The organism is Rhizobium sp. CFBP 13644 (assembly GCF_014842165.1).
In the GTDB taxonomy this organism is placed as follows: domain Bacteria; phylum Pseudomonadota; class Alphaproteobacteria; order Rhizobiales; family Rhizobiaceae; genus Agrobacterium; species Agrobacterium tumefaciens_C.
On the sequence record NZ_JACYVF010000003.1, the window covers coordinates 451,227 to 473,010 of the forward strand.

The following is a 21,784-nucleotide window of genomic DNA, read 5'->3' on the forward strand; positions in this document are numbered from 1 at the left end:
AGTGAGCAATCCGGCAAAATCCATTCGCATCGGCACCATGGTCAGCGCAACAAATGGGAATGCGGCAGAACGCATCTCCCAGATCGCCGATATGGGGTTTGAGAGCTTCGAACCATTCTTCTGGCAGACCACCAGCTGTCAAGATATCGCGGAACTGGGCAAACGCTGCCTCGATGCCATTGGCGATCGCGACATAACCATCTCCACGCTTGGCATGTTCGGCAATCCGCTGGAAGAAACCGAAATGGACCTCGCGACTCTCCAAGGCTGGAAAGACTGCATCGATAACGCCCACCACTTTGGCGCGACATGCGTTGCTGGTTTTACGGGTCGTCTGCGCGGCAAGCCGCTGCCGGAAAGCCTGCCGCGCTACAAGGAAATATGGAGCGAACTGGCCAAGCGTGCAGCGGACAAGGGCATCAGAATAGCCTTCGAGAACTGCGCAATGGACGGCAATTGGGCAAGTGGCGATTGGAACATTGCGCACAACCCGGATGCCTGGGAACTGATGTTCAACGAGACGCCTGACGATAACATCGGCATCGAATGGGAACCCTGCCACCAGATGGTCTATCTCATCGATCCGCTGCCACAGATTCGCAAATGGGCGCCGAAGATTTTCCACGTCCACGGCAAGGATGCCACCATTCGCTGGGATGTCATCAAAGAGCACGGCATTTTCGGCAAGGAAAAATTCGTTTTCATGCGCACGCCGGGCTTTGGTGATAGCAACTGGACAGATGTCATCTCGGAGTTGCGTTTGGCCGGCTGGTCCGGCTCCATCGATATCGAAGGCTGGCACGATCCGGTTTATCGCGATGCGCTGGAAATGACCGGCCAGGTCCACGGCCTGAATTATCTCAAGGCATGCCGCGGCAGTGATTTTATCGTCGATCCGGTATGAGACGACTGCGCGGCTCAGGAGGTGGGCCGCGCCTGAACTGCAATAACGATAACCACAGAGGAGGAGATCATGGGTATCGCTAAGGGCATGATGTTGGGCGCACTGGCGCTAGCAGGCGTTTCACTTGTCGCGCTGTCGGCAAAGGCTGAGGACGTCAAGATTACAGTATGGTCGCTGGACCGGGATATCCAGCCCGCACCCAATCTTATCAAGGATTTCAATGGGCTGAAGAACGGCATTCAGATCGAATATCGCCAGATTCAATTCGACGATGTGGTGAGCGAGGCCATGCGCGCCTATTCGACTGGCAACGCGCCGGATATCATCGCCATCGACAATCCCAACCACGCAATGTTTGCAGCGCGGGGCGCGTTTCTGGATGTCACCGACAGGATCGCCAATTCGGATGTCATCAAGCCTGAGAACTATTTCCCCGGCCCGCTGAAATCGGCGACATGGGACGACAAATATTTCGGCGTGCCGAAAGCGACCAACACCATTGCGCTTTATTACAACAAGGACCTGTTCAAGGCCGCAGGGCTCGATCCCGCAAAGCCACCTGTGACATGGGATGAACTTGTTGCCGCGGCCCAGAAGCTGACGGACCCGTCCAAGAACGTCTATGGCATCGCCTTCAGCGCCAAAGCCAATGAAGAGGGAACGTTCCAGTTCCTGCCCTGGGCGCAGATGGCCGGTGCAACCTATAAAAACATCAACACAGATGGCGCGGTAAAGGCGCTGGAAGTGTGGAAGCAGATCATGAGCGAGAAACTGGCCTCGCCGGATACGCTCACCCGAAGCCAATGGGATGCGACCGCGACGTTCAACGCCGGTAACGCCGGAATGGTGATTTCCGGGCCATGGGAAATCGATCGCATGCTGACGGATGCCAAGTTTGATTGGGGCGTCGCACTGCTTCCGGTTCCAACCCCGGACGCGCCGCGTTCCTCGGCCATGGGTGACTACAATTGGGCGATCTTTTCCAAGACCAAACACCCCGACGAAGCGTTCAAAGTGGTCGAATACTTCGCCTCACAGGACAAGGACATGTTCAAGAGGTTCGGACAATTGCCAGCCCGTTCTGACATCGCTATTCCGCCAACCGGCAATGCGCTGAAGGATGACGCTCTCAAGATGTTTGTAGAGCAGCTGAAATATGCCCAGCCCCGTGGCCCTTCTCCCGAATGGCCAAAGATTTCCAAGGCCATTCAGGATGCCATCCAGGCTGCCTTGACCGGCCAGATGTCGCCCAAAGAAGCGCTCGATCAGGCCGCTGAGAAAATCAAGCTCGTCGAAGGTTGATGCTTTTGCCGCGGCCATGATCCGGCTGCGGCATGTGACCTTACCAGTTCCTCCCGGCGGGTTGCCTGTCGCCCATGGCGGCGGGCAACCCTATCCGGAACATCCATCTGTCGGAAACAAGGGCATCTCATGAAGAAGCTATTTTCCAGCGTGAGCGATGGTCGCGGCTTTGATATCGTGCTTGTGGCTTTGCCGCTCGCATTCCTGTTCGTCATGGCCGGCCTGCCGCTGATCTACAACATCCTCATGAGCTTTCAGGAAGTTGACATGTTCAGCCTTGGCAGCTTCGTGCGCCCGTTTGTTGGCTTCAAGAACTATATCGATCTGTTCAATCAGCCCGAGACCATTCCCATTCTCACCAATACGGTGATCTTCGTCGTTGCCTCCATTGCCGGTCAGTTTTTCTTCGGCTTCGGGCTGGCGCTGTTCTTCTGGACGAATTTCCCGGGTGCATCCTGGCTGCGTGGCCTGTTTCTGGTATCCTGGGTCATGCCCGGCCTTGTCGTCGGCGCCATCTGGAACTGGATTTTGTCTGGCGATTTCGGCGTGCTGAATTTCATTTTGCGTGAAAGCGGCATTGTCGATGCGAATATCTTCTGGCGCTCGGACCCGAATTTCTCGCTCTGGGCCGTGGTTCTTGCCAATATCTGGCTGGGCACCTCGTTCAACATGATCCTGCTATCCGTTGGCCTTGCTGCCATTCCCGCTGATCTCTACGAAGCCGCGGAACTCGATGGCGCGAATGCCTGGCAAAGGTTCTACACCATAACACTTCCCATGATGCGCTCGACAATCGGTGCCATCGTGTCGCTGGGACTGATCTTCACCCTCCAGCAGTTCGACCTCTTTGCGGCCATTACCGATGGCGGGCCGAACAATACGTCCAACGTCGCGCAATATTGGGCGTGGGACCTGTCTTTCCGGCAATATGATTTCGGCAAGGGCGCGACCATTTCGGTCATCATGATCGTCTTCGTCATGCTGGCATCGGTCGTCTATGTTCGCTCCACACGTCATGAGGTGCGCGGATGAGCCTTGCGACAAGAAACCGCTTCATGTTGGCCATCGCCCTTGTCATGGCCGCGATCTATCTGTTCCCGCTCTACTGGATGTATGTGACATCGCTCAAGGGCGGCTCGGAGATGTTTGCCAATCCGCCGAGCTTCTGGCCGGCTGCACCGCAATGGGAAACCTATGCCTATGTGTGGGAAAGCCGCAATATGGGCCGCTATCTGTGGAACTCCATTCTGATCGCAACCGGCGCCGTCAGTCTCATCACCGTTCTGGGTGTGGGATGTGCCTATGTGCTGGCACGCTATCGAAACCGCTGGGTGGATGCCGGGCTTTTCCTGATCCTGATGCTTCAGGTTTTGCCTGCATCCTTGATGATTACGCCGATCTTCGTTGGTTTTTCGCAATTCGGCCTTCTGGATTATCCACGTTTTGCGGTCATTCTGGCCATTGCGGCCAAAAGCATGCCTTTCTTCGTCATTCTGGTGCGCGCAACCTTCATGGCCGTGCCGCAGGAACTGGAGGAGGCAGCGCTTGTGGATGGGAATTCCCGGATCGGAGCGTTCTTCAACATCGTTTTGCCGCTTGCCCGCAACGGCATTCTGGTTTCCGCCATCCTCATTTTCATGCAGGCCTTCGGTGAATTCGTCTATTCGAAATCCATCATTCAGGCCGTGGAATTGCAGCCCGCAAGTGTTGGATTGAATTCCTTCATGGGGCCAAACACCAGCGAATGGAACAACATCATGGCCTACGCCACGATGTATGTGACGCCCATTCTCGCCATTTTCATTCTCTTGCAGCGCCGCATCGTTTCCGGCCTGACATCGGGAGCACTCAAATGACCCTTCAGATCGAACTTTCCGGTGTGAACAAATATTATGGCGCTTTCCACGCGCTGAAAAACATCGACCTCGCGATTGAGAAAGGCACCTTCGTCGCACTCGTCGGCCCATCTGGCTGTGGCAAATCCACCCTGCTTCGCTCTCTGGCAGGGCTGGAAAGCATATCGGGCGGCGACATGCGCATTGCGGGCAAGTTGATGAACGGCGTGCCGCCGCGCAAGCGGGATGTGGCCATGGTGTTTCAATCCTATGCGCTCTATCCGCATATGACTGTCGAGGAAAACCTCACCTATTCGCTGCGCATTCGCGGCGTGAAGAAGGCTGATGCCCGTAAGGCTGCCGAAGAGGTTGCCGCCACCACTGGCCTTTCGCAACTGATGAAGCGGTATCCTCGCGAGCTTTCCGGCGGCCAGCGCCAGCGTGTGGCCATGAGCCGCGCCATTATCCGTGATCCGCAAGCATTTCTGTTCGATGAACCGCTGTCCAACCTCGATGCTGCGCTGCGCGTGCATATGCGCAAGGAGATCAGATCGCTACATGACCGTCTTCACGCGACCTCCGTCTATGTCACCCATGACCAAATCGAGGCGATGACCATGGCAGACCATGTCGTGGTGATGAAAGATGGCGTGATCGAGCAGCAGGGCTCACCCATCGAACTCTACGATCACCCGGTCAACCGCTTCGTTGCCGGGTTCATCGGCTCCCCCGCCATGAATTTCGTACCCGCTGTGGTTGGCGATGACGGCGGTCATGTGTCATTGCAATTTGCGGGCGGCTTGGCCGCAGGAAACATTCCGCTCATTCATCCACGCACGGCTGGTTCGCGCGTGACGGTCGGCATCCGCCCCGAGCATATCGAGCTGACAGGAACTTCGGATGCGCAATTCAGTCTGCCTGTGGCAGTTGTTGAAACAACAGGATCCGCCACTTTCATAACTACTGCCACTGAGCCCGAAGTTTCAATAGTCATTCAGGGCAGAAGCATCGTCAAAGCCGGTGAGCAGCTTGGTTTCGCCATCAATCCTCCCTCCCTTCATCTCTTCGATGAGACGACCGGGATGCGTATATGAAAAACGAGGCACAGGCCTGACAAGAGCTAAATCAACATCGCGACCTTACCGGCGATGCCTTTCAACGCAGGCCTCACATGCTTTAGGGTGACGCATAAGCTTGCCTACCTTTGGCTTCGATAGCGTTGGGTCAACACACGTGGTCAGCATCTCAAGTGACAAAAGTCTGCTGAGGTCTCCACAACCCCAAGTCACTGCTAGCCTAGTCCGATCCGAGCGATTACAGTGAAAAATCTGAGACGCCTCGCCAATCCATCTCGACCCTGCACGTCACCGTGAAAGACAATAATAGAGACAGTTTCAGGCCTTGATCACAACCTAGGTAAGCCAGTTCCTATGTCCAGCATGATGCCACCGCTTAATCCGTTAAGAACCTTTGAGATCGCTGCTAGGCTCAACAGTTTTACCCTGGCAGCGGACGAATTGAATGTTTCTCAAGTCGCTGTCAGCCGTCAGGTGAAAGCACTGGAGGATTATCTGGGTGTAGCGCTCTTCAATCGCTTGCACCGAGGCCTTGTGCTGACGCGGGAAGGGGAAGAACTGTATAGCGGAATTTCCGAGGCCTTTCAGCAGATTGGAAACGCAGCAAGGCGCGTCTCCCGCAGAGGTCGCCGCGATATACTCGCCGTACAGGCCTATACGACGTTTGCGCAGAGATGGCTGATCCCGAGGCTGGCGGCCTTCCACACGGCGCATCCTCGAATTGAAGTCCGCCTCTCCTCTTCAGCGACTGCGGCCAATTTCGATACGCAAAACCTCGATGCAGCCATTCGGTCCGGCAATGGAGAGTGGCCGGAATTGCATGCTGAGCGTCTGGTCGATGTGGAATTGATACCGGTCTGCTCGCCATCGTTTCTGGAAGAATTCCCCTTGAAGGAACCTTCCGACCTTTCAAATGTCCGTCTTTTATATTCGATGGCGAGACCGCATGATTGGAATGCGTGGGCTGCAAGCGTTAAATGCAAGTTGGTGTCGCATCATGGCGTGAAGTTCGAGAACTCGGCCCTGGCTTACGAGGCTGCCTCTGTTGATGTCGGCGTTGCAATTGCCGTGCGCGTTTTCGTTGAGCGCCATCTGCGAACAGGCGTTCTGGTCGCGCCATTTGAGCAAACGTGCCGAACAGGTGATGGCTATTATCTGACATGGCCGAAAGACAAGCGACCATCGCAAACGCTCATGCAGTTTCTGAACTGGGTTCGTAAGCAGATGGAAGAAGACACCGCACGTTTGAGCGCATCATAGCTCAAACAACGATGGTGAAGCCAAAAGCGCCAACAGAGTCCAGTCGGCGCTTTTGATATTTAAAACATGTCCTCAGCTATTCGCCTATGACAACAAGCGCGTCCCCAGCCCTCACGCCCTGACCTTCCGGCAAGACGAAAACAGGATTGATTTCGGCCTCGATCAGGCGCCCATCAAGCGAATGCGCCATGTCGGCGAATGACAGGATCGTGGAAATCAGGCCATCCGTATCGGCCAGCGGCTTGCCGCGAAAGCCCTTGAGAAGCGGAGCGCATTTCAGGTTGTCGATCATGGAGACTGCCTGCTTCCTGTCGATAGGCAGCAACCTCAATGTGACATCCTGATAGAGTTCCGTCGTGACACCACCCGCGCCCAACAGAATATAAGGGCCCAGCTGTGGATCCCGGTTGAAACCAAGAATAAGCTCCACCCCGCCAGTAATATACTCCTGAACCAGGAAGCCATCGATCCGTGCATCAGTGGCAGAACGAACCCGCTCCAGCATCTCATTGCAAACCGTCAGCACCTGATCTTGCGCGACACCGACAGCGACGCCGCCAACTTCAGACTTATGGAGGATCTCATCGGACAATATCTTGATGACAACAGGGCCGCCGAAGCTCTTTGCCGCTTCTGCAGCCTCCGCAGCCGTTGCAACAGCCACCTCCTTGGTGACGGGAACGCCGAAGCGTGCGTAAAGCGACTTGGCATCGGCCTCGTTCATTGAGCCGGCGACAATATCCGAGCAATCGATGTTCTGTTGCTCGCGGGCGTCCACATTTTCCGATTTTCCAACCTTCAACAAGGCGGCAAGCGCGGATGCGCAACTTTCCGGCGCTGCAAATGCCGGAATACCGCTGGTGTTGAGATGACGCACGATGCTTGGAGCTTCCGGGCTGACATAAGCAATGAGAGGCTTATCCGTCATTGCCATCGAATCCAGCAGGGGCCGTGCCACGACATCCGGCTGAGCGATGGAAGACGATCCCAAGACGACGACAATCGCATCGAAACTTGGGCTTTCCGCCAATATCTTGATGATGGACCGGAAGAGATCAGGGCGCAAACCTGCAAGCGTGACATCGATGGGGTTGCGATCCAGAACCGCCTCTTTCAGCTCGAGCGCAAGCAGCTTTTCCGCCGTTTCCTTGTCAGGGCTGGGCATTGCAAGACCAAGGCAGCCGACATTATCGGCAACGATAGTGGCCGCACCGCCGGTGGACGTTACGATTGCGACCCGGTTGCCAGCCAGTCTACGTCCAGATGCCAGAATGGCCGGAATATCGAGAAGATCGGCAAAAGTCTGCGCCCTGATGATGCCAAGCTGGTTAAACAGCGCATCGTAAACCTCATCAGCACCGGCCAACGCACCCGTATGCGACACGGCGGAATTGGCACCGGATTCAGACTTTCCAACCTTATAGACAACGATGCTCTTTCCAGCATCGATCACCCGCTTTGCCGCAGCCCTGAACTTGGCAGCGTTGCGAATGGTTTCGAGATAAAGTGCCACCACCGTGGTGGCATCGTCCTCTGCGAAACCGTCCAGAAAATCCGATACTTCCAGATCGCATTCATTGCCTGTTGCCACCAGCTTGGAAAAGCCGATACCGCGTCCGGCAGCACGCGACAGAAGCGACCCCATGATGCCGCCGCTTTGAGACAGAAGCGCAATGGAACCCGTCGGGAAGTCAGCCATCTCCATGGCGCCAGAGGCCGTCAGCATGATCTTGTCGGTCAAGTTGACAAGACCGATGGTGTTGGGTCCGAGAATACGCATCTCGCCAGCGGCTTCCAGAAGCTGCTGCTGGCGCGCCCTGCCTTCTTCGCCGCTTTCACCAAATCCCGATGCGAGAACGACAGCCGCTTTTGTGCCAGCTTCCGCCAGTTGCCGGACGGATTCGATAACGCGGTCGGCACCCACGAGGACGAGGCCAAGATCCGGCGTGCTCGGAAGATCGCGCGGATCCGCATAGGATTTCAGCCCGGCGATGGTGTCATAGCGCGGATTGATCGGGTAAATATCGCCCGCGAAACCATGCCGTTGCAGATAGGCAATCGGGCGACCTGTCAGCTTGGCTGGATCATTGGACGCACCGACGACCACAACGCTGCGCGGATTGAGGATCGAATTGACAATGCTCATATCATCCCCTCACTTCGAAGTCTTGTTGAGGAAGTCCTCAACGGATTGGCGGTGCTCAGCCGTCGTGTAGCAGATAGCCTGAGCTTCACGGCCCAGCGCAAAGACCTGCTCGTCTGTGCTTTCAAATGTCTTGTCGAGGATCGACTTGGTCAGCGCGATGGCGGCTGGAGAACCAATGCAAAGCTCTTCTGCCCAGGCTTGTGCATCATTGATCAACGTGTCGGCAGACGCAACGCGGTCTACCATACCGATGCGAAGCGCCTCTTCGGCTTCAAGCACACGTCCCGTCAGAATGAGTTCCTTGGCCTTGGAAAGGCCGACACGGCGTGGGAGGAAATACATACCGCCGCCATCGGAAACGAGGCCGCGCTTGATGAAGCTCATCGACAGCTTTGCGCCTTCCGTTGCAATGATGAAATCGCAGGCCAGAGCCATATCGAGACCCAGACCGAAGGCTGCACCGTTGACAGCGGCGATAACGGGCTTGGAAATGCCGTGAATGGCTGCGACGCCGCGGTGGGTGCTCTGCTGACGCTTCCATCCATTGAACGCCACTTCGCCTGCCGGTGCATCAAGTCTGGCGCGCATACCGCCGACGTCGCCACCAGAGCAGAAGCCCTTGCCAGCGCCGGTCAGGATGATGCCGCGCACCTGCTTGTCGGCACCTGCCGCTTCAAACGCTGCAATCAATTCGGCACGCATCTTGTCGTTGATCGCGTTGCGGACGTCCGGCCGGTTGAGCGTGATCGTGGCGATACCGTTCTTTTCGCTTACCAGCACGAACTCGGCTTGGCTTGTGGCAATGTTCATCGTGTGCTTCCTCGAATGTGATGATGCGAACGGCCGCACTCCTCCGCGCCGTTTTGGCATTGTTCATGATTAGAGAGAGAGGCAGTAATGCCGCAACCGAGGATCGCGTCAGCCTTGGCCAACATTAGGTTGGGCAAAAAAGCCCGCCTGTTGCGGCAGCTCAGAGCCTGCCAAAATCCGGGTTCGCAAGGCCGCAATCTGCGGTTCGGGCAGGACCTCCGCTGCCAGTTCATCGAACTTCTGAACAAGCTCGTTCATGCTCAAGGGATCTTCGGGATCGCCTTTTCGTGTTTCCTGAAGATGGTCAAAACTGCGCCCATCGGTGAGCTGCACCGCTAGCTTCGCCATGCGCTGTTTGGGGTAGAGGCTGGCAAGGGCTGGATCCACGCCCACCATAACCCTCGGCATCAAGGCACGAATATCGGGATGACTGAGGGCCACATCTTCGAAGGCGTTCAACCGCACCGCCCCCAGCACCATGTCGGCGCAAATGCAGTATTGCGCGCTGAACCGAGCATCCGATGCATTTTGAGGGTTGGGGCGATCACACATGCTTTTCGTGGCATCATAGCCGTCAAGCCGGATGGAACTGATATCGCGCCATGTAAATCCATGTTGCTGGCGCAGAAGCCGCAAGCCATCAAGTGCGGGGAAGATATGACCGCAACACCCATGGTTCTTGATCGTCATGTGCTCAATGGGGGTCCACTCGCCCAGACCTTTCAATGCGGAGACCCAGTCTCCGGTCGACGCGCTTGTCGCTGCGGCATAACCGGTCTTGCCATGCAATGCGTCTGGAGAGCCTGTCATGCCGCTGGAGGCGGCAAAGGCGGCCAGCATACCGGCATCGGCTGCATGCCCAGCATGCAAAGCTTTCGCCATGCCCCCATTTTTCAGGTTCTGCTGGTGGCCACCGGCAAAGCTGCTGGCAATGGAAATGGCATGCGCTGTCTTGTCCGCATCACATCCCAGCAGGATGGCGCAGGCTGTGGCGGCGCCCATCGTGCCGATGGTAGCGGTGGTGTGCCAAAACACATAGTGGCTTGGCTGGACTGCCAACGAAATTCGGCAACCGACTTCATATCCGCCAATAATTGCGCGATGAAGATCGGCCAAAGGCCGGTTCAGATGTTGTGCCAGAGCAAGCGCTGCTGCAATCGTTGAACTGCCGGGATGGTAACCGCCATCGCGGAAAATATCATCGAACTCGACAATATGGCTTGCCGTCGCATTCAACAGCGCCGCCGCTCTGGGAGAGCGCGTCGCATCATCTGCATAGCAAATTGATCGGCCCGGCGTATCCTCCAACTGAACAGCACGCAGAAGCGCAAGCGAGGCCTCCTCCCGGCTTCCCGGAAGCGTCGTTGCAAACCAGTCAAGAATAGCGCGTCGTGCAGCAGCTTCCAGTTCCGGTGACAGCTGAGCGGACCGCCAGCGATCCGCTGCGCCTGCGAGCACCAATAAAGGATTTTCCATGAAACATCTCTCGAAAGATTGAGGAACTATCGCACTCGCGCCTTCGAGGATGTCCATGGCTGACGCGAAAGCATGGCGATGTGGCCGACCGAGTTAGCGCTTACGCAACCGTCCGCGCATTGATGCCGTCAGCATGTGCCATGTGCATAGGTCCGCCCTTGTGGCGTGGAAAACCGTAACCGTTGACCATCACGACATCGATATCATCGGCGTTCTCGGCAATGCCCTCATTCAGCACGGCCATCCCCTCCTTCTGGATTGTAAGAAGGATGCGGCTCATAATGTCTGCTTCGGTAAAAGAGCGGCGGGTGATGCCGGCGCGCTTGCTTTCATCCAGAATGATATCTCTTGTTTCATCATCCAGAACAGGCTTGCCGGAGCCGTAATCATACCAACCCTTGCCAGTCTTTCGGCCCAATCTGCCTGCTTCACAAAGCCTGTCGGCAATATGAGCCACGCGCTCACCGCTTGGTCTTGATGACGCCTTGGCCTTGCGCTGCGCCCAGGCAATATCCAGACCGCTCATGTCCTGCACCTCGAAGATACCCATGGCGAAACCGAAATTGCGCATGGCAGCATCGATCTCGTTCGGCAGGGCACCCTCCTCCAGCATGAATTCGCAGTCACGGCGATAGGCTGCCATGATCCGGTTGCCGATGAAGCCATCGCACACACCCGAAACGATCGGGATTTTCCGCAATCGCTTTGCCAGCTCATAAGCCGTTGCCAGCGCAACGGAGCCGGTTTGCGCTCCCCGCACGATCTCCAGCAGCTTCATGATGTGGGCAGGCGAGAAGAAATGCAGACCCAATATCCTCTCCGGATGGTCCGTAGATGCCGCCAGCAGGTTCACGTCCAGATAGGAGGTGTTGGTGGCCAGCACAGCCGTATTCGGCATGATGGCATCGAGTTTCGAAAAGACTGCCTTTTTGACGGCCATATCTTCAAACACGGCCTCGATCACGAGTGGGCAGCCTTTCAGAGCCTCATACTCTACGACTGCGAAAAAGCGCTGCATGGCCTCTTCGGCTTTCTCGGCGGAAATCACCTTTCGCTCTGCACTTTGGGAAAGCGTCGTCTGGACGCGGTCTCGCGCTTTGTCCGCGGCTTCTGCCGTCTGCTCGACAAGAGTGACGGTTGAGCCGGAGAGCAGCAATGCTGCAGCAATCCCGGCCCCCATGGTTCCGCCACCGATGACACCGACATGCGATAAATCGACAGAGGCGGCATGCAGGTTCTTGAGGCTCAGTCCAGCACTCCGTTCCGCAAAGAAGATGTGTTTCAAAGCCCTGGATTCGTCAGAAAGTGCCAACCGCAGGAAACGTTGTCTTTCCTTGGCAAGCGCCTGTTCGGGATCAAACATCGCCGCATCTTTGAGGGCATCAAACGCTTCGAGGGGAGCTAAAGCGCCCCGCGCCTTCAACGTGACCGACCGCCGGGCAGCGTCCCAATCCATATTGCCTGCCTCTTTGACATCGCGCCCAAGCAGGGGTGCCACCGGGCTATCCAGAAGTTCGCGCGCGTAGCGCGTCGCATCCGCAAAGAGATCTACATCTGCAATCCGGTCGATTAGACCCGAGGCAAGCCCCTCCTGCGCTGAGATCGGTTTGCCAGTGGTGATAAGACTGATCGCCTTTTCTAATGGGATCAATCGGGGAAGCCTGACCGTGCCACCCGAACCCGGGATGACCCCTAGGGTGACCTCGGGTAGGCCCAGTTTCGTTCCCTTCGCCGCAACGCGTCCATGGCATGCCATGGCAAGCTCCAGCCCGCCGCCGAGCGCCGTACCATGCAAGGCCGCAACCCATGTCTTGGCGGATTGATCAATCTTCTGAAGCACGTCCGGCAAATAGGGCTTTTGCGGATTTCCCAGTTCATGAATGTCTGCACCGGCGACGAAGGTTCTGCCTGCACACAAAAGAACCACCGCGTCGATAGCCTCGTCTGCCTCGATTGCCTCTACTGCGGCAAGAAGTTCCTGACGAAGCTGCTGGTTCAGGGCGTTCACCGGCGGGTTATCAATCGTGACAACCGCAATACGATCTTCAATTTTGAAATCTACCAATGCCAATGTCAGCCTCCTGGTATCGGCCTCTCCCACTGCGCTCCAGCGGTCGAGAGGAATAAAATGCGGTCGTGAGTGCCGAGACTTCGCTTCTCGCCACTCACAATTGTCTGTTTCAGTTCACGGGATCATTTCTTCAGTTCGGCAACAGCCTGCTGCACGTAGCTGGCATCGAAGTAGGTCTCGGGCGCTCCTGCGATCTTTGTTCCCTGCAGGTCACCCAGGAATGTCATGACACGACTGACGGTTTCGGCAGTGATGACAGGCGTTTCAGGATAGGTACCGGCATTCGATTTCCATGCGGCTTCGAACACTGGATCGGAGGTCGATTCAAAGCGCTTGCGAATAGCTGCCTTGGCCTTTTCGGGATTATCCTGGATGAGAGCATCAGCCTTGGCGATGGCGCGCAGGAACTTGACGGCTGTCGCGCGATTATCGGCAAGCCAGCTATCCTGGGCAGAGATTGCAATCGAAGGATATCCGGAAAGCGGCTCATACTGCCCCGATGACATATCGATCAGCATCTTTCCCTTGTGATCCAGCACGGCGATATCCGATGTGGGCGAAGACAGGGCGAACCCATCGATACGGTCACGATCAAAGGACGCCAGCATCGCGCCGCTGTCGTTCATGTATAGAAGGCTCATATCGCTTTCAGGAGAAAGCTTGGCGGCTCCTGCAAGGTGGCGCACCAGAAAGTCTGCACTGCCGCCCGCACCGGCTGCGGCAATCTTCAGGCCCTTCAAGGCTGCAAGACGCTTCTCCATCGGCATATCCGGTGTGAGGCCAATGCGCTTTGCGGTCTCTTCCGTCACCACGATGTTGGATGCGTATTGGTCGATCATCGCGCCGATCAGTTTGACCGGTGCGCCTTTTTCAGTCGCGTTGATGGCGTTCTGAACAGAGCAGGAGCAAATCTCGACGCTGCCGCCAACGAGACCGGACATGGCTGCGCCGCCGCCCTTGAACTTGACCAGTTCAACATCAAGGCCCTCCTCCTTGAACAGGCCTCCATCATAGGCGACGAACAGGGGAAGGTGGACGAAGCCATCCGTGCCCAAACCGACCTTGAGTGTCTCCGCCGCCTGGGCATGGCCACCGATGAGGCCAACTGCCATCGTGATGGCAGCGATAAGTGAACGAGTTTTCATAATTTCCTCCCAGATTTTATAAGATTATTTGCCGTCTATGATGGTTGAACTCAGATCGTCAGTTCACGATCATTCGCCACAGTTTTCCAAGGCATCAGTTTCTTCTCCGCAAACTTCACAGCGGTTTGCAGGCACAAGGCAAGGAAGACGATTGCGATCAACGCTGCGAATACGCCACCGGTATCGAGCTGGCCTGCGGCATCCTGCAACAGGTAACCAAGGCCACGGTTGGACGCCATGATCTCACCGACAATCGCGCCGATCAAAGCATAGGGAACCGAAAGCTTGAGGCCGGTGAACACCCATTGGATCGCTGATGGCATGATGACCTTCGCAACCAGATGGCGTTCTTTCGCACCCATCAGGCGAAGAATTTCAATCAGTTCGCCACTGACGCTTCTGACACCGCTATAGGTATTGAGAAACACGAGGAAGAAGACGATGGCGGCTGTCAACATGATCTTCATTTCGATGCCGATCCCGAACCACATGATAAAGAGCGGGGCGAGAGCGACTTTCGGCAGGCTGTAAAGCGAGACCAGAATAGGATCCAGCAGCTTTGCGAGTGTCTCGTTGCGCCCCAGGATCAACCCGACCGTGATGCCTGCTGCCGCGCCGAGAGCAAATCCGCCGAGCGTTTCCACCAAAGTGATCCAACCGTGGTCGAACAGTCGGCCTGTCTTTAAGAGAATCCAAAAACGTTCTCCAACTTCAATTGGATTACTGACGAAGAATGGATCAGCAAATCTGCCGGAAGCGAACTGCCAAAAGCCAAGAAGCCCCAGTATCAGCGCTACACGTCCAAAGAATATTTTCATTATTTCCTCCCGGAATCAGTTATCGCACCTGCACTTCCCGAGGTCAGTGCGCAGCGTTCATTGAAGGTGCAAGAATGTCCCAGAGATCGGAGCACAGTTGCTGGTAGGTTGGATCCTTGCGCAGCGCGAGGATTGAGCGCTCCCTTGGAAGCTGAACCTCGATATTCTGAACGATGGTGCCGGGTCGGCCCGAAAACACCAGGCATCGGTCTCCCAACGCGACGGCCTCGTCGATGTCATGGGTGACGAAAAGCACCGTTTTCTTCAGGCGACGTGACAACTGAAACAATTCTGTCTGCATCTTGATCCGCAGCTGCGCATCGAGAGCGGCGAAGGGCTCATCAAGCAGCAGCGTTTCAGGGTCGTATGCCAACAGTCGTGCCAAGGCTGCACGCTTGCGCATGCCGCCGGAAAGCTGCGTGGGGTAAGAGTTCAAAAACTGCGTCAAACCGACAAGTTCGGCCAGCTCTTCCACGCGCGCGTTCCGGTCGGCTTTCGACATTCCGCGGATCTCGAGCGGCACAGAGATGTTGCCCGCAACAGTGCGCCAGGGAAGAAGATGGTCGCTCTGTGTCATATAACCGGTGCGACCATTCACATCCGTAATGGGCACATTGCGATAGGTTACCGTTCCAACGGTCGGCGCGAGCAACCCGGCGGTGAGGTTCAGCATGGTCGACTTGCCGCAACCGGAAGGACCAACAATCGTGACGATTTCTCCTTCGCGGATATCGACATTGATGTCTCTGGTCGCCTGTATCTCCGCAGCACCGGCCTTAAATGTCTTGCCGACATCTTTAAACGAGATGACGACCTCAGCCTGCGTCTGGACAGGAGCCAGGGACACTTTTTTTGTGATTTTTTCGGTAGACGACATAAATCCTCCCATGCATGCGTTGGAGCTCATCGTACCGTTGAACGTCAGCTTAGATGGCTCAGGATTGGCTAGATACGCGGAAGGGTCGATGGACAACCGCAATCATTCGACTGCTTGATTTGGTTATCACGACCAGAGCCTCCCAACTCATCGCGCGCAATCCCTATGCTGTGAGGGTGAACTTTCCGCCATGAAGCCGCAATAAACTTTCATGGGCCGCATGCCCAACCTTTAGTTGGGCAAGGCGATCTTGGCGTAAATGGAGATACCGAGCCCGACGGACTACGGATATAGGACGACAGTCACGACATCGAAAGAAGAAGATTCATAACGAGGTCGGGGCGATCCACCATGGGATCATGGCCGCAGTCTGGCAATATCGCCGTTCGCCAAGAGGGATCTGCCTCGCAACGCGCCAGCGCTTCATCAAAATAGGGCTGAGGAAACAACGGCGTGCGCACATAGAGTTTCGATGGAACACGCTCTCGCGCACCCGTCAGCTGGAGACGTTCGAGCGAAACGCCGATGGGTTGCGGGGTGATCTTGGAATCGACCCATGCTGCTTTGACCGGATCCTGTATGCGCAGGGCAGCGGATGTGGGGCCGGCTCTGGAGGCTTCATTTCGTTCAAGCGCCTGCGAAAACGCCTCTTTCTGTTTTTCGTTGAGAAAATCGAGACCTCGATTTTGATCTTCCGGCAGAAAGGCATCGAGATAGACGATGGCGTTGACGCGACCTTCCAGTTTCTCAACAGCGCCGCTGATAACCCATCCGGCATAGGAATGCCCAACCAGGATAACGTCTTGCAGGTCCTCCCACAGAAAGAGATTAGCGACGTCATCGATGTGCGTGGAAAGCGTTATCTCAGAGCTCAGAAGGTGCGACCGTTCTCCGACGCCTGTCAGAGTGGGCGTAAAGACCCTGTGACCGGCGGCAAGCAGACCTTCACGCAGCTCGCGCCAAACCCACCCTCCATGACCCGCACCAGCGACCAGAACGAATGTTTTCGAGGCTTGAGATGACATCAGCATAATCCTTCAATGGAGGTAGGTGTTTTCGTGCAGAACCTAAGCAAATTGCTTGCTCACGCCGTCTGGCAATGGAAGATCGAAAGCGGTCACGGTCATGGCAATCATAGTGTAGTAGCCAATGATGCCGATGAGATCGACCATCCCATCCTTGCCGATAAGGCCGAGGGCTGAATGATAGGTTTGCTCAGACAAGACGCGATCTTTCACCAGTTCGGTCACGACCCGGTAAACTGCCAGGGCTGCTTCGTCCTTGAAGTCCGGCTCCTCATCACGCCTCAGTGCCTCAATCACGGAGACGTCGACGCCATGGTCAACCGCATCCTTCTGATGGGAATACCAGGGAAGCTCTGCCCGCCAGATGCTGGCCAGTGCCAAAACGGCGATTTCAGAAAGCATCGGCGGAAGGGACGAGCCATAACGGCAATATTCGCCCAGCGCTTGCGCATGCCGGGCCAGTTGTGGCCTGTGCAGCCACAGCGCCAGCGGGCCTCTTACCCTGCCGCGTGGCCCCTGCAAAATCTCGTCGTGGACGGTCTGTTGCTCTTCGCTATAATCATCTGGGCGAGGTGGATTCAGTCGCATATCATGGCCTCCAGAGATAAAACGAGTTGCAGATATCTGTTGCAGATAGAAATTCGGTCTGCCCGCAGCTAGGCGGCTAAGCTTTCAGAAAAGCAATATCTGTCAACAACTTGTCACCGTGCAATACGTTTTCTTTCAACGCTGTCTGCACTTCCACGCCAAGAGACGCAGTCAACTCCATGAATTTATCGGAGAGTTCACCATCGGACAGCGGATTTTCCGGATCTCCCTTACGGGTTTCCTGATAGTGCTCTAGTAACCGACCATCTTGCAGTTCCACCCGGATTTTTGCCTGGCGCAGACGTGGGTAACGTGCTGCAATCTCATCGTCAGTTGTCACCGTAATGCGGTTCATGAACTGCCTGATAGCCGGATCGCCAAGCGTTTTTTCCGTGAAGGCAGCCAATCGTACCTTGCCGGTGACGAGGAGTGCAGAGACGCAATATTGCAAGCTGAACCGAGCATCGCGCGCGCTTTCCACCTGCATTCGATCACAGATCGACTTCGTCGCTGCGTAACCCAAGACATGGATGTGCTTGATATCATCAAGGGAGAAGACGTACGTGTCCTTCAGGATCGACAATCCGTCGAGTGTTGGAAAGATATGGCCGCAGCAGCCGTGGTTCTTGAAGGTCATCCTCGTGATTGGCGTCCACTCTCCAAGCCCTTCAAGCGCTGCGTCCCAATTGCCTCTGTCATCACTGGTGGCAGCGGCATAGCCGTGAGGAGCATGCAGGCTGTTGAGTGAGCCTGTGATTCCGGCAGCGGCAGAGAGGCCCGCGAGAACACCGGCATCCGCAGCGTGACCGCTATGCAATGGCTTGGTCAGCCCTTCACCCTGCAGGTTTTCCTGATGCCCGCCAGCAAAGCTGGTGGAGATCGCAATAGCGTGCGCGATGGTTTCTGCTGACCCACCTTTCAACATAACCGTGGCCACGGCAGCACCGATCGTGCCGACTGTACCCGTGATATGCCAGTTGCGATAATGGCTCGGTTGCAGTGCCAGCGCGATGCGGCACCCGACTTCGAAGCCGCCAATAACCGCTCTCAGGAACTGCTGATAGGTCGCGCCGACGTCCTGCGCGACGGCCAGCGCCGCTGAAATGGTCGGGCTGCCGGGATGATAACCGCCATCACGATAGATATCATCGAATTCAACCGTGTGGCTTGCCGCTCCATTGAGAAGGGCGGCATGTCGTGCCGAACTTGCAAGACCGTCAACGTAACATATGGCATTGCCTTGACCCCGCTGGGAAACAAGGGCTTTGGCCAACAGCGGTGCGGGACCTTCACGGCAGCCAGGAATAAGTGCTGCAAACCAGTCAAGCACAGCACGTCTTGCGTGGTGTTCAACATCACCATCAAGCGGCTTTTCATTCCATGTAGCCGCCGCCTCTGCCAAGACTATCAAGGGGTTGATCGTCATTATCTTGTCTCCACACCCTGCTTCCTGCCTAGCCTCTTTTGAGAAGAAGACCACCGTCCACGGGTAGAAGAACCCCTGTGACATATTTTGCTTCATCGGAGGCGAGATAAACGGCAGCATGCGCTACGTCCCATGCGCTTCCCATGTAACCGATAGGGACAAGACCGTCTCTCTCTGCCCTGATCTCATCATGCGTTCGTCCGGTCTCTCTCACCCGCCGCTCAATGGCCATGGGCGTATCGATCAGTCCCGGAACGATGACATTTGCCCGCACGCCAAAACCTGCGTTCTCAGCAGCGATATGCTGGGTGAACGTATTGATGGCGCCCTTGGAGGTCTTGTAGGCAACCGTGGGGCGCTTCGAAAGCGAGGATGTCGATGAAATATTGATGACCGACCCGGCTTTTTGCGCACGCATGATGGGAAGCGCATGTTTGCAGGTCATGAACATGCTCTTGAGATTGACCGTCATGATCCGGTCCCAGTCTTCAATGGCAAGATCCGGTGTCGCACGATCCCCGGTCGATGTTCCAATATTGTTATGCAGAATGTCGATGCGACCATAGCGCTCGACTGCGACCTCGATCAGCCGCTTACACGCCTCTTCGTCGGTCACATCGGCTTCGAAAACGGTGGAGCGGTCATCCATGGCAAGCGATTGGCGCGTCTCTTCAGCCCACTCAGCGTTTCTATCTACAAGCAGACATGTCGCGCCTTCCTGCGAAAACCGGATCGCCGTAGCCCGCCCATTCCCCATGCTGGAACCGGGCTGCTGCCCCGCCCCGACAATCACCGCAATCTTACCGCTCAATCTCCCGCCCAAAACTTCCTCCTCCATGCTAGTCTTCCTCAAGGGAAGGGTATCAGGGGGCACCCATGTGTTTGCCTGATGTTTAGTCAGGCCGGTGCAGCGTTACCTTTGCAATCGCGGCCGGCCCGCATGGTCATCCATGTTACGCGCCGAGAAAAACTCTGGCACCTCGCCGACCTGTTCCAACAGCCAGTCGATAAAGCGCTTGGTCTTCACGTTAACGGAGACACTTGTGGGCCAGACAACGTAAAACGCGGATCCGGTGGGAACAGGCCTGTTCAGCGGACGAACCAGACGCTTTTCCGCAATCGCCTCATCGATGATGCCGATCTGCCCCAGCGCCATCCCGAACCCCTTTTCCGCTGCCGAAAACGTCAGGAGAGAACTATCGAACTCCATGCGTTGATGATGTGCCAAATCGACATTGAGCGCTTCGGCCCATTGATCCCAGGCCCTTCGGCGATAACGTGAGTGGATCAGGTTGCAATGGGCGATGTCGTCGGGCTGCGCGAGCGGGCCGACGGTCTCAAGATAGCGCTCGCTGCAGACGACATCGATTTCCTCATCGAACAGCTTACGGCATCGTGAATCACGCCAGTTTCCGGAGCCGAGCTGGACAGCAACGTCGAGATGGGTGCCGCGGAAATCGAGCGGCTCCACACGCGTATCGAAGCGTATTCGAATGTCTGGGAATTTCGCCGTAAAATCCACCAGCCGAGACATCAGCCAATAATTTGCGAATGTCGGGTAAATTCGCAGATTGATGGTGCTGTCTGTCTCCTGATTGATGATGCGCTGGGTGGCCATTTCGATTTCATCGAACAGACCCGATATTTCCTGACCAAAGGCACGCCCCACTTCGGTCAGTTTGGCAGAACGCGTTCCCCGTTCAAACAGGCTGACGTTCAGATAATTCTCCAATATCGAAATCTGCCGACTGACTGCGACCTGACTGACGCCAAGCTCTCGTGCCGCGGCGGTAAATGTCTTGTGTCGGCAAGCGACTGCGAAAGCGCGCAGCGGGTTGAGCGGTAAGTTAAGTCGCCTCAAATGCATAATGTCAGGTTTCCCTAGAGCAACGATTGGGCAGTGGAACTTTGCACGGCACCCTGCCATTTGTGAGCGATGAGCTGACAGCAGGCTTGTTTTGGAAGGTCCGTCGCCTCAACCAAGGCGTCATGCGTCTCAATTCTCTCATGCGGAAGGAAACTCTCCGATGACACAGCTTCGCAGGGCTCCAGTGGATCGGCCGGCCAAGATCGCCGTTCTGGACGACTATATGGGTGTCGCCCACCAACTCGCGGATTGGAGGACGCTGCAACAAAGGGCGGACATCAGGTTCCTGACGCGACCATTGACGGACCCGGCCACGGAGCTTGCCGAGTATGACGCGATTTGTCTCTTGCGAGAACGAACCGCAATCCCATCCGATTTGCTTCATTCTTTGCCCAATCTTCGTGCAATCATCGCAACCGGCCGACACAACCGTACCCTGGCCTACGACGCTGCTGAAAAGCTCGGCATCAGCGTGATGTCCACGACGGGCAGCGGCAACGGGCAATACGCGACCGTCGAGCTGGCATGGGGCCTCATCATTTCTCTCATGCGCCATATTCCGCAGGAATCTGCGGCGATGAAGTGCGGAGAGTGGCAGAGCAGGCTTGGCAGCAGCCTCTACGGCAAGACGATCGGTATCATCGGGCTTGGACGGCTGGGAAGCCGCATGGCCCATGTCGCAAAGGCATTCGGCATGACTGCTCTGGCCTGGAGCCCCAACCTTACTGCCGAGCGCACCGAGGCCGGAGGCGCTGTCTTTTCCTCCCGCGACGATCTTCTGCAGCAGTCTGACGTGGTCAGCCTTCATCTTGTGCTTGGCGAAAGCACACGCGGCATTATCGATGCGGATGCCATCTCGAAAATGAAACCGGAAGCGATCCTCATCAACACGGCGCGCGGACCGCTCATCGATCAACAAGCGCTGATCGCCGCGTTGAAAGAGCGGCGTCTGGGGGCGGCTGGTATCGATGTTTTCGATCATGAACCCCTGCCTGCCATTCATGCGTTACGGGAAATCGACAATGTCTTGCTGACGCCACATCTCGGCTATTCGGTCCGTGAGACATTCGAAAGCTTCTACAAGGAAACTGTCGAGCATCTGGAAAACTGGCTCGACGGCACGTCTGTCACCTAGGCTATGCGCCAAAGGACAGGCGC

The 21,784-nt window shown here is 56.2% G+C and carries 19 protein-coding genes; 7 read left to right on the forward strand and 12 right to left on the reverse strand.

Annotated elements, in window-relative coordinates:
* The first annotated feature begins 1 nt into the window (after position 1).
* From IFT53_RS11525 to gcvA, 6 genes are all read left to right on the forward strand, one after another.
* Positions 2-904, forward strand: a complete 903-nt coding sequence (locus IFT53_RS11525) for a TIM barrel protein (protein ID WP_192064818.1) — start codon at positions 2-4, stop codon at positions 902-904.
* Between the two features lie 69 nt (positions 905-973).
* Positions 974-2,206, forward strand: coding sequence for an ABC transporter substrate-binding protein (locus tag IFT53_RS11530; protein WP_192064819.1), 1,233 nt, complete (start codon positions 974-976; stop codon positions 2,204-2,206).
* A gap of 129 nt (positions 2,207-2,335) precedes the next feature.
* The gene (locus IFT53_RS11535; RefSeq protein WP_192064820.1) at positions 2,336-3,238 is read left to right on the forward strand and encodes a carbohydrate ABC transporter permease; all 903 of its coding nucleotides are present in this window, start codon (positions 2,336-2,338) and stop codon (positions 3,236-3,238) included.
* Positions 3,235-4,062 carry a carbohydrate ABC transporter permease gene (locus IFT53_RS11540; RefSeq protein ID WP_192064821.1) on the forward strand — a complete coding sequence of 276 codons (828 nt, stop codon included), beginning with the start codon at positions 3,235-3,237 and terminating at the stop codon, positions 4,060-4,062. Before IFT53_RS11535 ends, IFT53_RS11540 begins: the two co-directional genes overlap by 4 nt.
* Positions 4,059-5,135 (forward strand): ABC transporter ATP-binding protein, encoded by a 1,077-nt coding sequence (locus tag IFT53_RS11545; RefSeq protein ID WP_192064822.1) that lies wholly within the window; start codon positions 4,059-4,061, stop codon positions 5,133-5,135. The genes IFT53_RS11540 and IFT53_RS11545 overlap by 4 nt, the downstream gene beginning before the upstream one ends.
* A gap of 348 nt (positions 5,136-5,483) precedes the next feature.
* Entirely contained in the window at positions 5,484-6,377 is an 894-nt protein-coding gene (gene gcvA, locus IFT53_RS11550; protein WP_236727903.1) for a transcriptional regulator GcvA, read from the forward strand.
* A 76-nt stretch (positions 6,378-6,453) separates the two neighbouring features.
* On the opposite strand, the gene IFT53_RS11555 is transcribed toward gcvA, so the two are convergent.
* From IFT53_RS11555 to IFT53_RS11610, 12 genes are all read right to left on the reverse strand, one after another.
* Entirely contained in the window at positions 6,454-8,523 is a 2,070-nt protein-coding gene (locus tag IFT53_RS11555) for an acetate--CoA ligase family protein (RefSeq protein ID WP_192064823.1), read from the reverse strand.
* Between the two features lie 9 nt (positions 8,524-8,532).
* Entirely contained in the window at positions 8,533-9,333 is an 801-nt protein-coding gene (locus tag IFT53_RS11560) for an enoyl-CoA hydratase/isomerase family protein (RefSeq protein ID WP_042616656.1), read from the reverse strand.
* Between the two features lie 108 nt (positions 9,334-9,441).
* Entirely contained in the window at positions 9,442-10,809 is a 1,368-nt protein-coding gene (locus tag IFT53_RS11565) for an MmgE/PrpD family protein (RefSeq protein ID WP_192064824.1), read from the reverse strand.
* A gap of 100 nt (positions 10,810-10,909) precedes the next feature.
* On the reverse strand, positions 10,910-12,880 hold the full coding sequence (locus IFT53_RS11570; RefSeq protein ID WP_244656290.1) for a 3-hydroxyacyl-CoA dehydrogenase NAD-binding domain-containing protein: 1,971 nt from the start codon (positions 12,878-12,880) through the stop codon (positions 10,910-10,912).
* A 122-nt stretch (positions 12,881-13,002) separates the two neighbouring features.
* Positions 13,003-14,025 (reverse strand): ABC transporter substrate-binding protein, encoded by a 1,023-nt coding sequence (locus IFT53_RS11575; RefSeq protein WP_192064825.1) that lies wholly within the window; start codon positions 14,023-14,025, stop codon positions 13,003-13,005.
* A gap of 50 nt (positions 14,026-14,075) precedes the next feature.
* Positions 14,076-14,843 carry an ABC transporter permease gene (locus IFT53_RS11580; protein ID WP_082249811.1) on the reverse strand — a complete coding sequence of 256 codons (768 nt, stop codon included), beginning with the start codon at positions 14,841-14,843 and terminating at the stop codon, positions 14,076-14,078.
* Positions 14,844-14,886: 43 nt separating this feature from the next.
* Positions 14,887-15,720, reverse strand: coding sequence for an ABC transporter ATP-binding protein (locus IFT53_RS11585; RefSeq protein WP_192064826.1), 834 nt, complete (start codon positions 15,718-15,720; stop codon positions 14,887-14,889).
* A 302-nt stretch (positions 15,721-16,022) separates the two neighbouring features.
* Positions 16,023-16,745 carry an alpha/beta fold hydrolase gene (locus tag IFT53_RS11590; RefSeq protein ID WP_197980211.1) on the reverse strand — a complete coding sequence of 241 codons (723 nt, stop codon included), beginning with the start codon at positions 16,743-16,745 and terminating at the stop codon, positions 16,023-16,025.
* Between the two features lie 42 nt (positions 16,746-16,787).
* Positions 16,788-17,333, reverse strand: coding sequence for a carboxymuconolactone decarboxylase family protein (locus IFT53_RS11595; RefSeq protein ID WP_192064828.1), 546 nt, complete (start codon positions 17,331-17,333; stop codon positions 16,788-16,790).
* A 76-nt stretch (positions 17,334-17,409) separates the two neighbouring features.
* Positions 17,410-18,759, reverse strand: coding sequence for an MmgE/PrpD family protein (locus IFT53_RS11600; protein ID WP_192064829.1), 1,350 nt, complete (start codon positions 18,757-18,759; stop codon positions 17,410-17,412).
* 28 nt (positions 18,760-18,787) lie between these two features.
* Positions 18,788-19,597, reverse strand: coding sequence for an SDR family NAD(P)-dependent oxidoreductase (locus tag IFT53_RS11605; protein WP_192064830.1), 810 nt, complete (start codon positions 19,595-19,597; stop codon positions 18,788-18,790).
* A 75-nt stretch (positions 19,598-19,672) separates the two neighbouring features.
* Entirely contained in the window at positions 19,673-20,626 is a 954-nt protein-coding gene (locus IFT53_RS11610; RefSeq protein WP_192064831.1) for a LysR substrate-binding domain-containing protein, read from the reverse strand.
* A 160-nt stretch (positions 20,627-20,786) separates the two neighbouring features.
* Here IFT53_RS11610 and IFT53_RS11615 point away from each other — a divergent pair, with 160 nt between their 5' ends.
* Positions 20,787-21,761 (forward strand): D-2-hydroxyacid dehydrogenase family protein, encoded by a 975-nt coding sequence (locus tag IFT53_RS11615; RefSeq protein WP_192064832.1) that lies wholly within the window; start codon positions 20,787-20,789, stop codon positions 21,759-21,761.
* Positions 21,762-21,784 lie beyond the last annotated feature (23 nt).

Coding starts and splice junctions, on each gene's coding strand:
- IFT53_RS11600 (WP_192064829.1), bottom strand. CDS start 18,759: ATGACGATCAACCCCTTGATAGTCTTGGCAGAGGCGGCGGCTACATGG.
- IFT53_RS11580 (WP_082249811.1), bottom strand. CDS start 14,843: ATGAAAATATTCTTTGGACGTGTAGCGCTGATACTGGGGCTTCTTGGC.
- IFT53_RS11575 (WP_192064825.1), bottom strand. CDS start 14,025: ATGAAAACTCGTTCACTTATCGCTGCCATCACGATGGCAGTTGGCCTC.
- gcvA (WP_236727903.1), top strand. CDS start 5,484: ATGCCACCGCTTAATCCGTTAAGAACCTTTGAGATCGCTGCTAGGCTC.
- IFT53_RS11585 (WP_192064826.1), bottom strand. CDS start 15,720: ATGTCGTCTACCGAAAAAATCACAAAAAAAGTGTCCCTGGCTCCTGTC.
- IFT53_RS11590 (WP_197980211.1), bottom strand. CDS start 16,745: ATGTCATCTCAAGCCTCGAAAACATTCGTTCTGGTCGCTGGTGCGGGT.
- IFT53_RS11530 (WP_192064819.1), top strand. CDS start 974: ATGGGTATCGCTAAGGGCATGATGTTGGGCGCACTGGCGCTAGCAGGC.
- IFT53_RS11540 (WP_192064821.1), top strand. CDS start 3,235: ATGAGCCTTGCGACAAGAAACCGCTTCATGTTGGCCATCGCCCTTGTC.
- IFT53_RS11545 (WP_192064822.1), top strand. CDS start 4,059: ATGACCCTTCAGATCGAACTTTCCGGTGTGAACAAATATTATGGCGCT.
- IFT53_RS11535 (WP_192064820.1), top strand. CDS start 2,336: ATGAAGAAGCTATTTTCCAGCGTGAGCGATGGTCGCGGCTTTGATATC.
- IFT53_RS11560 (WP_042616656.1), bottom strand. CDS start 9,333: ATGAACATTGCCACAAGCCAAGCCGAGTTCGTGCTGGTAAGCGAAAAG.
- IFT53_RS11595 (WP_192064828.1), bottom strand. CDS start 17,333: ATGCGACTGAATCCACCTCGCCCAGATGATTATAGCGAAGAGCAACAG.
- IFT53_RS11610 (WP_192064831.1), bottom strand. CDS start 20,626: ATGCATTTGAGGCGACTTAACTTACCGCTCAACCCGCTGCGCGCTTTC.
- IFT53_RS11615 (WP_192064832.1), top strand. CDS start 20,787: ATGACACAGCTTCGCAGGGCTCCAGTGGATCGGCCGGCCAAGATCGCC.
- IFT53_RS11605 (WP_192064830.1), bottom strand. CDS start 19,597: ATGGAGGAGGAAGTTTTGGGCGGGAGATTGAGCGGTAAGATTGCGGTG.
- IFT53_RS11565 (WP_192064824.1), bottom strand. CDS start 10,809: ATGGAAAATCCTTTATTGGTGCTCGCAGGCGCAGCGGATCGCTGGCGG.
- IFT53_RS11555 (WP_192064823.1), bottom strand. CDS start 8,523: ATGAGCATTGTCAATTCGATCCTCAATCCGCGCAGCGTTGTGGTCGTC.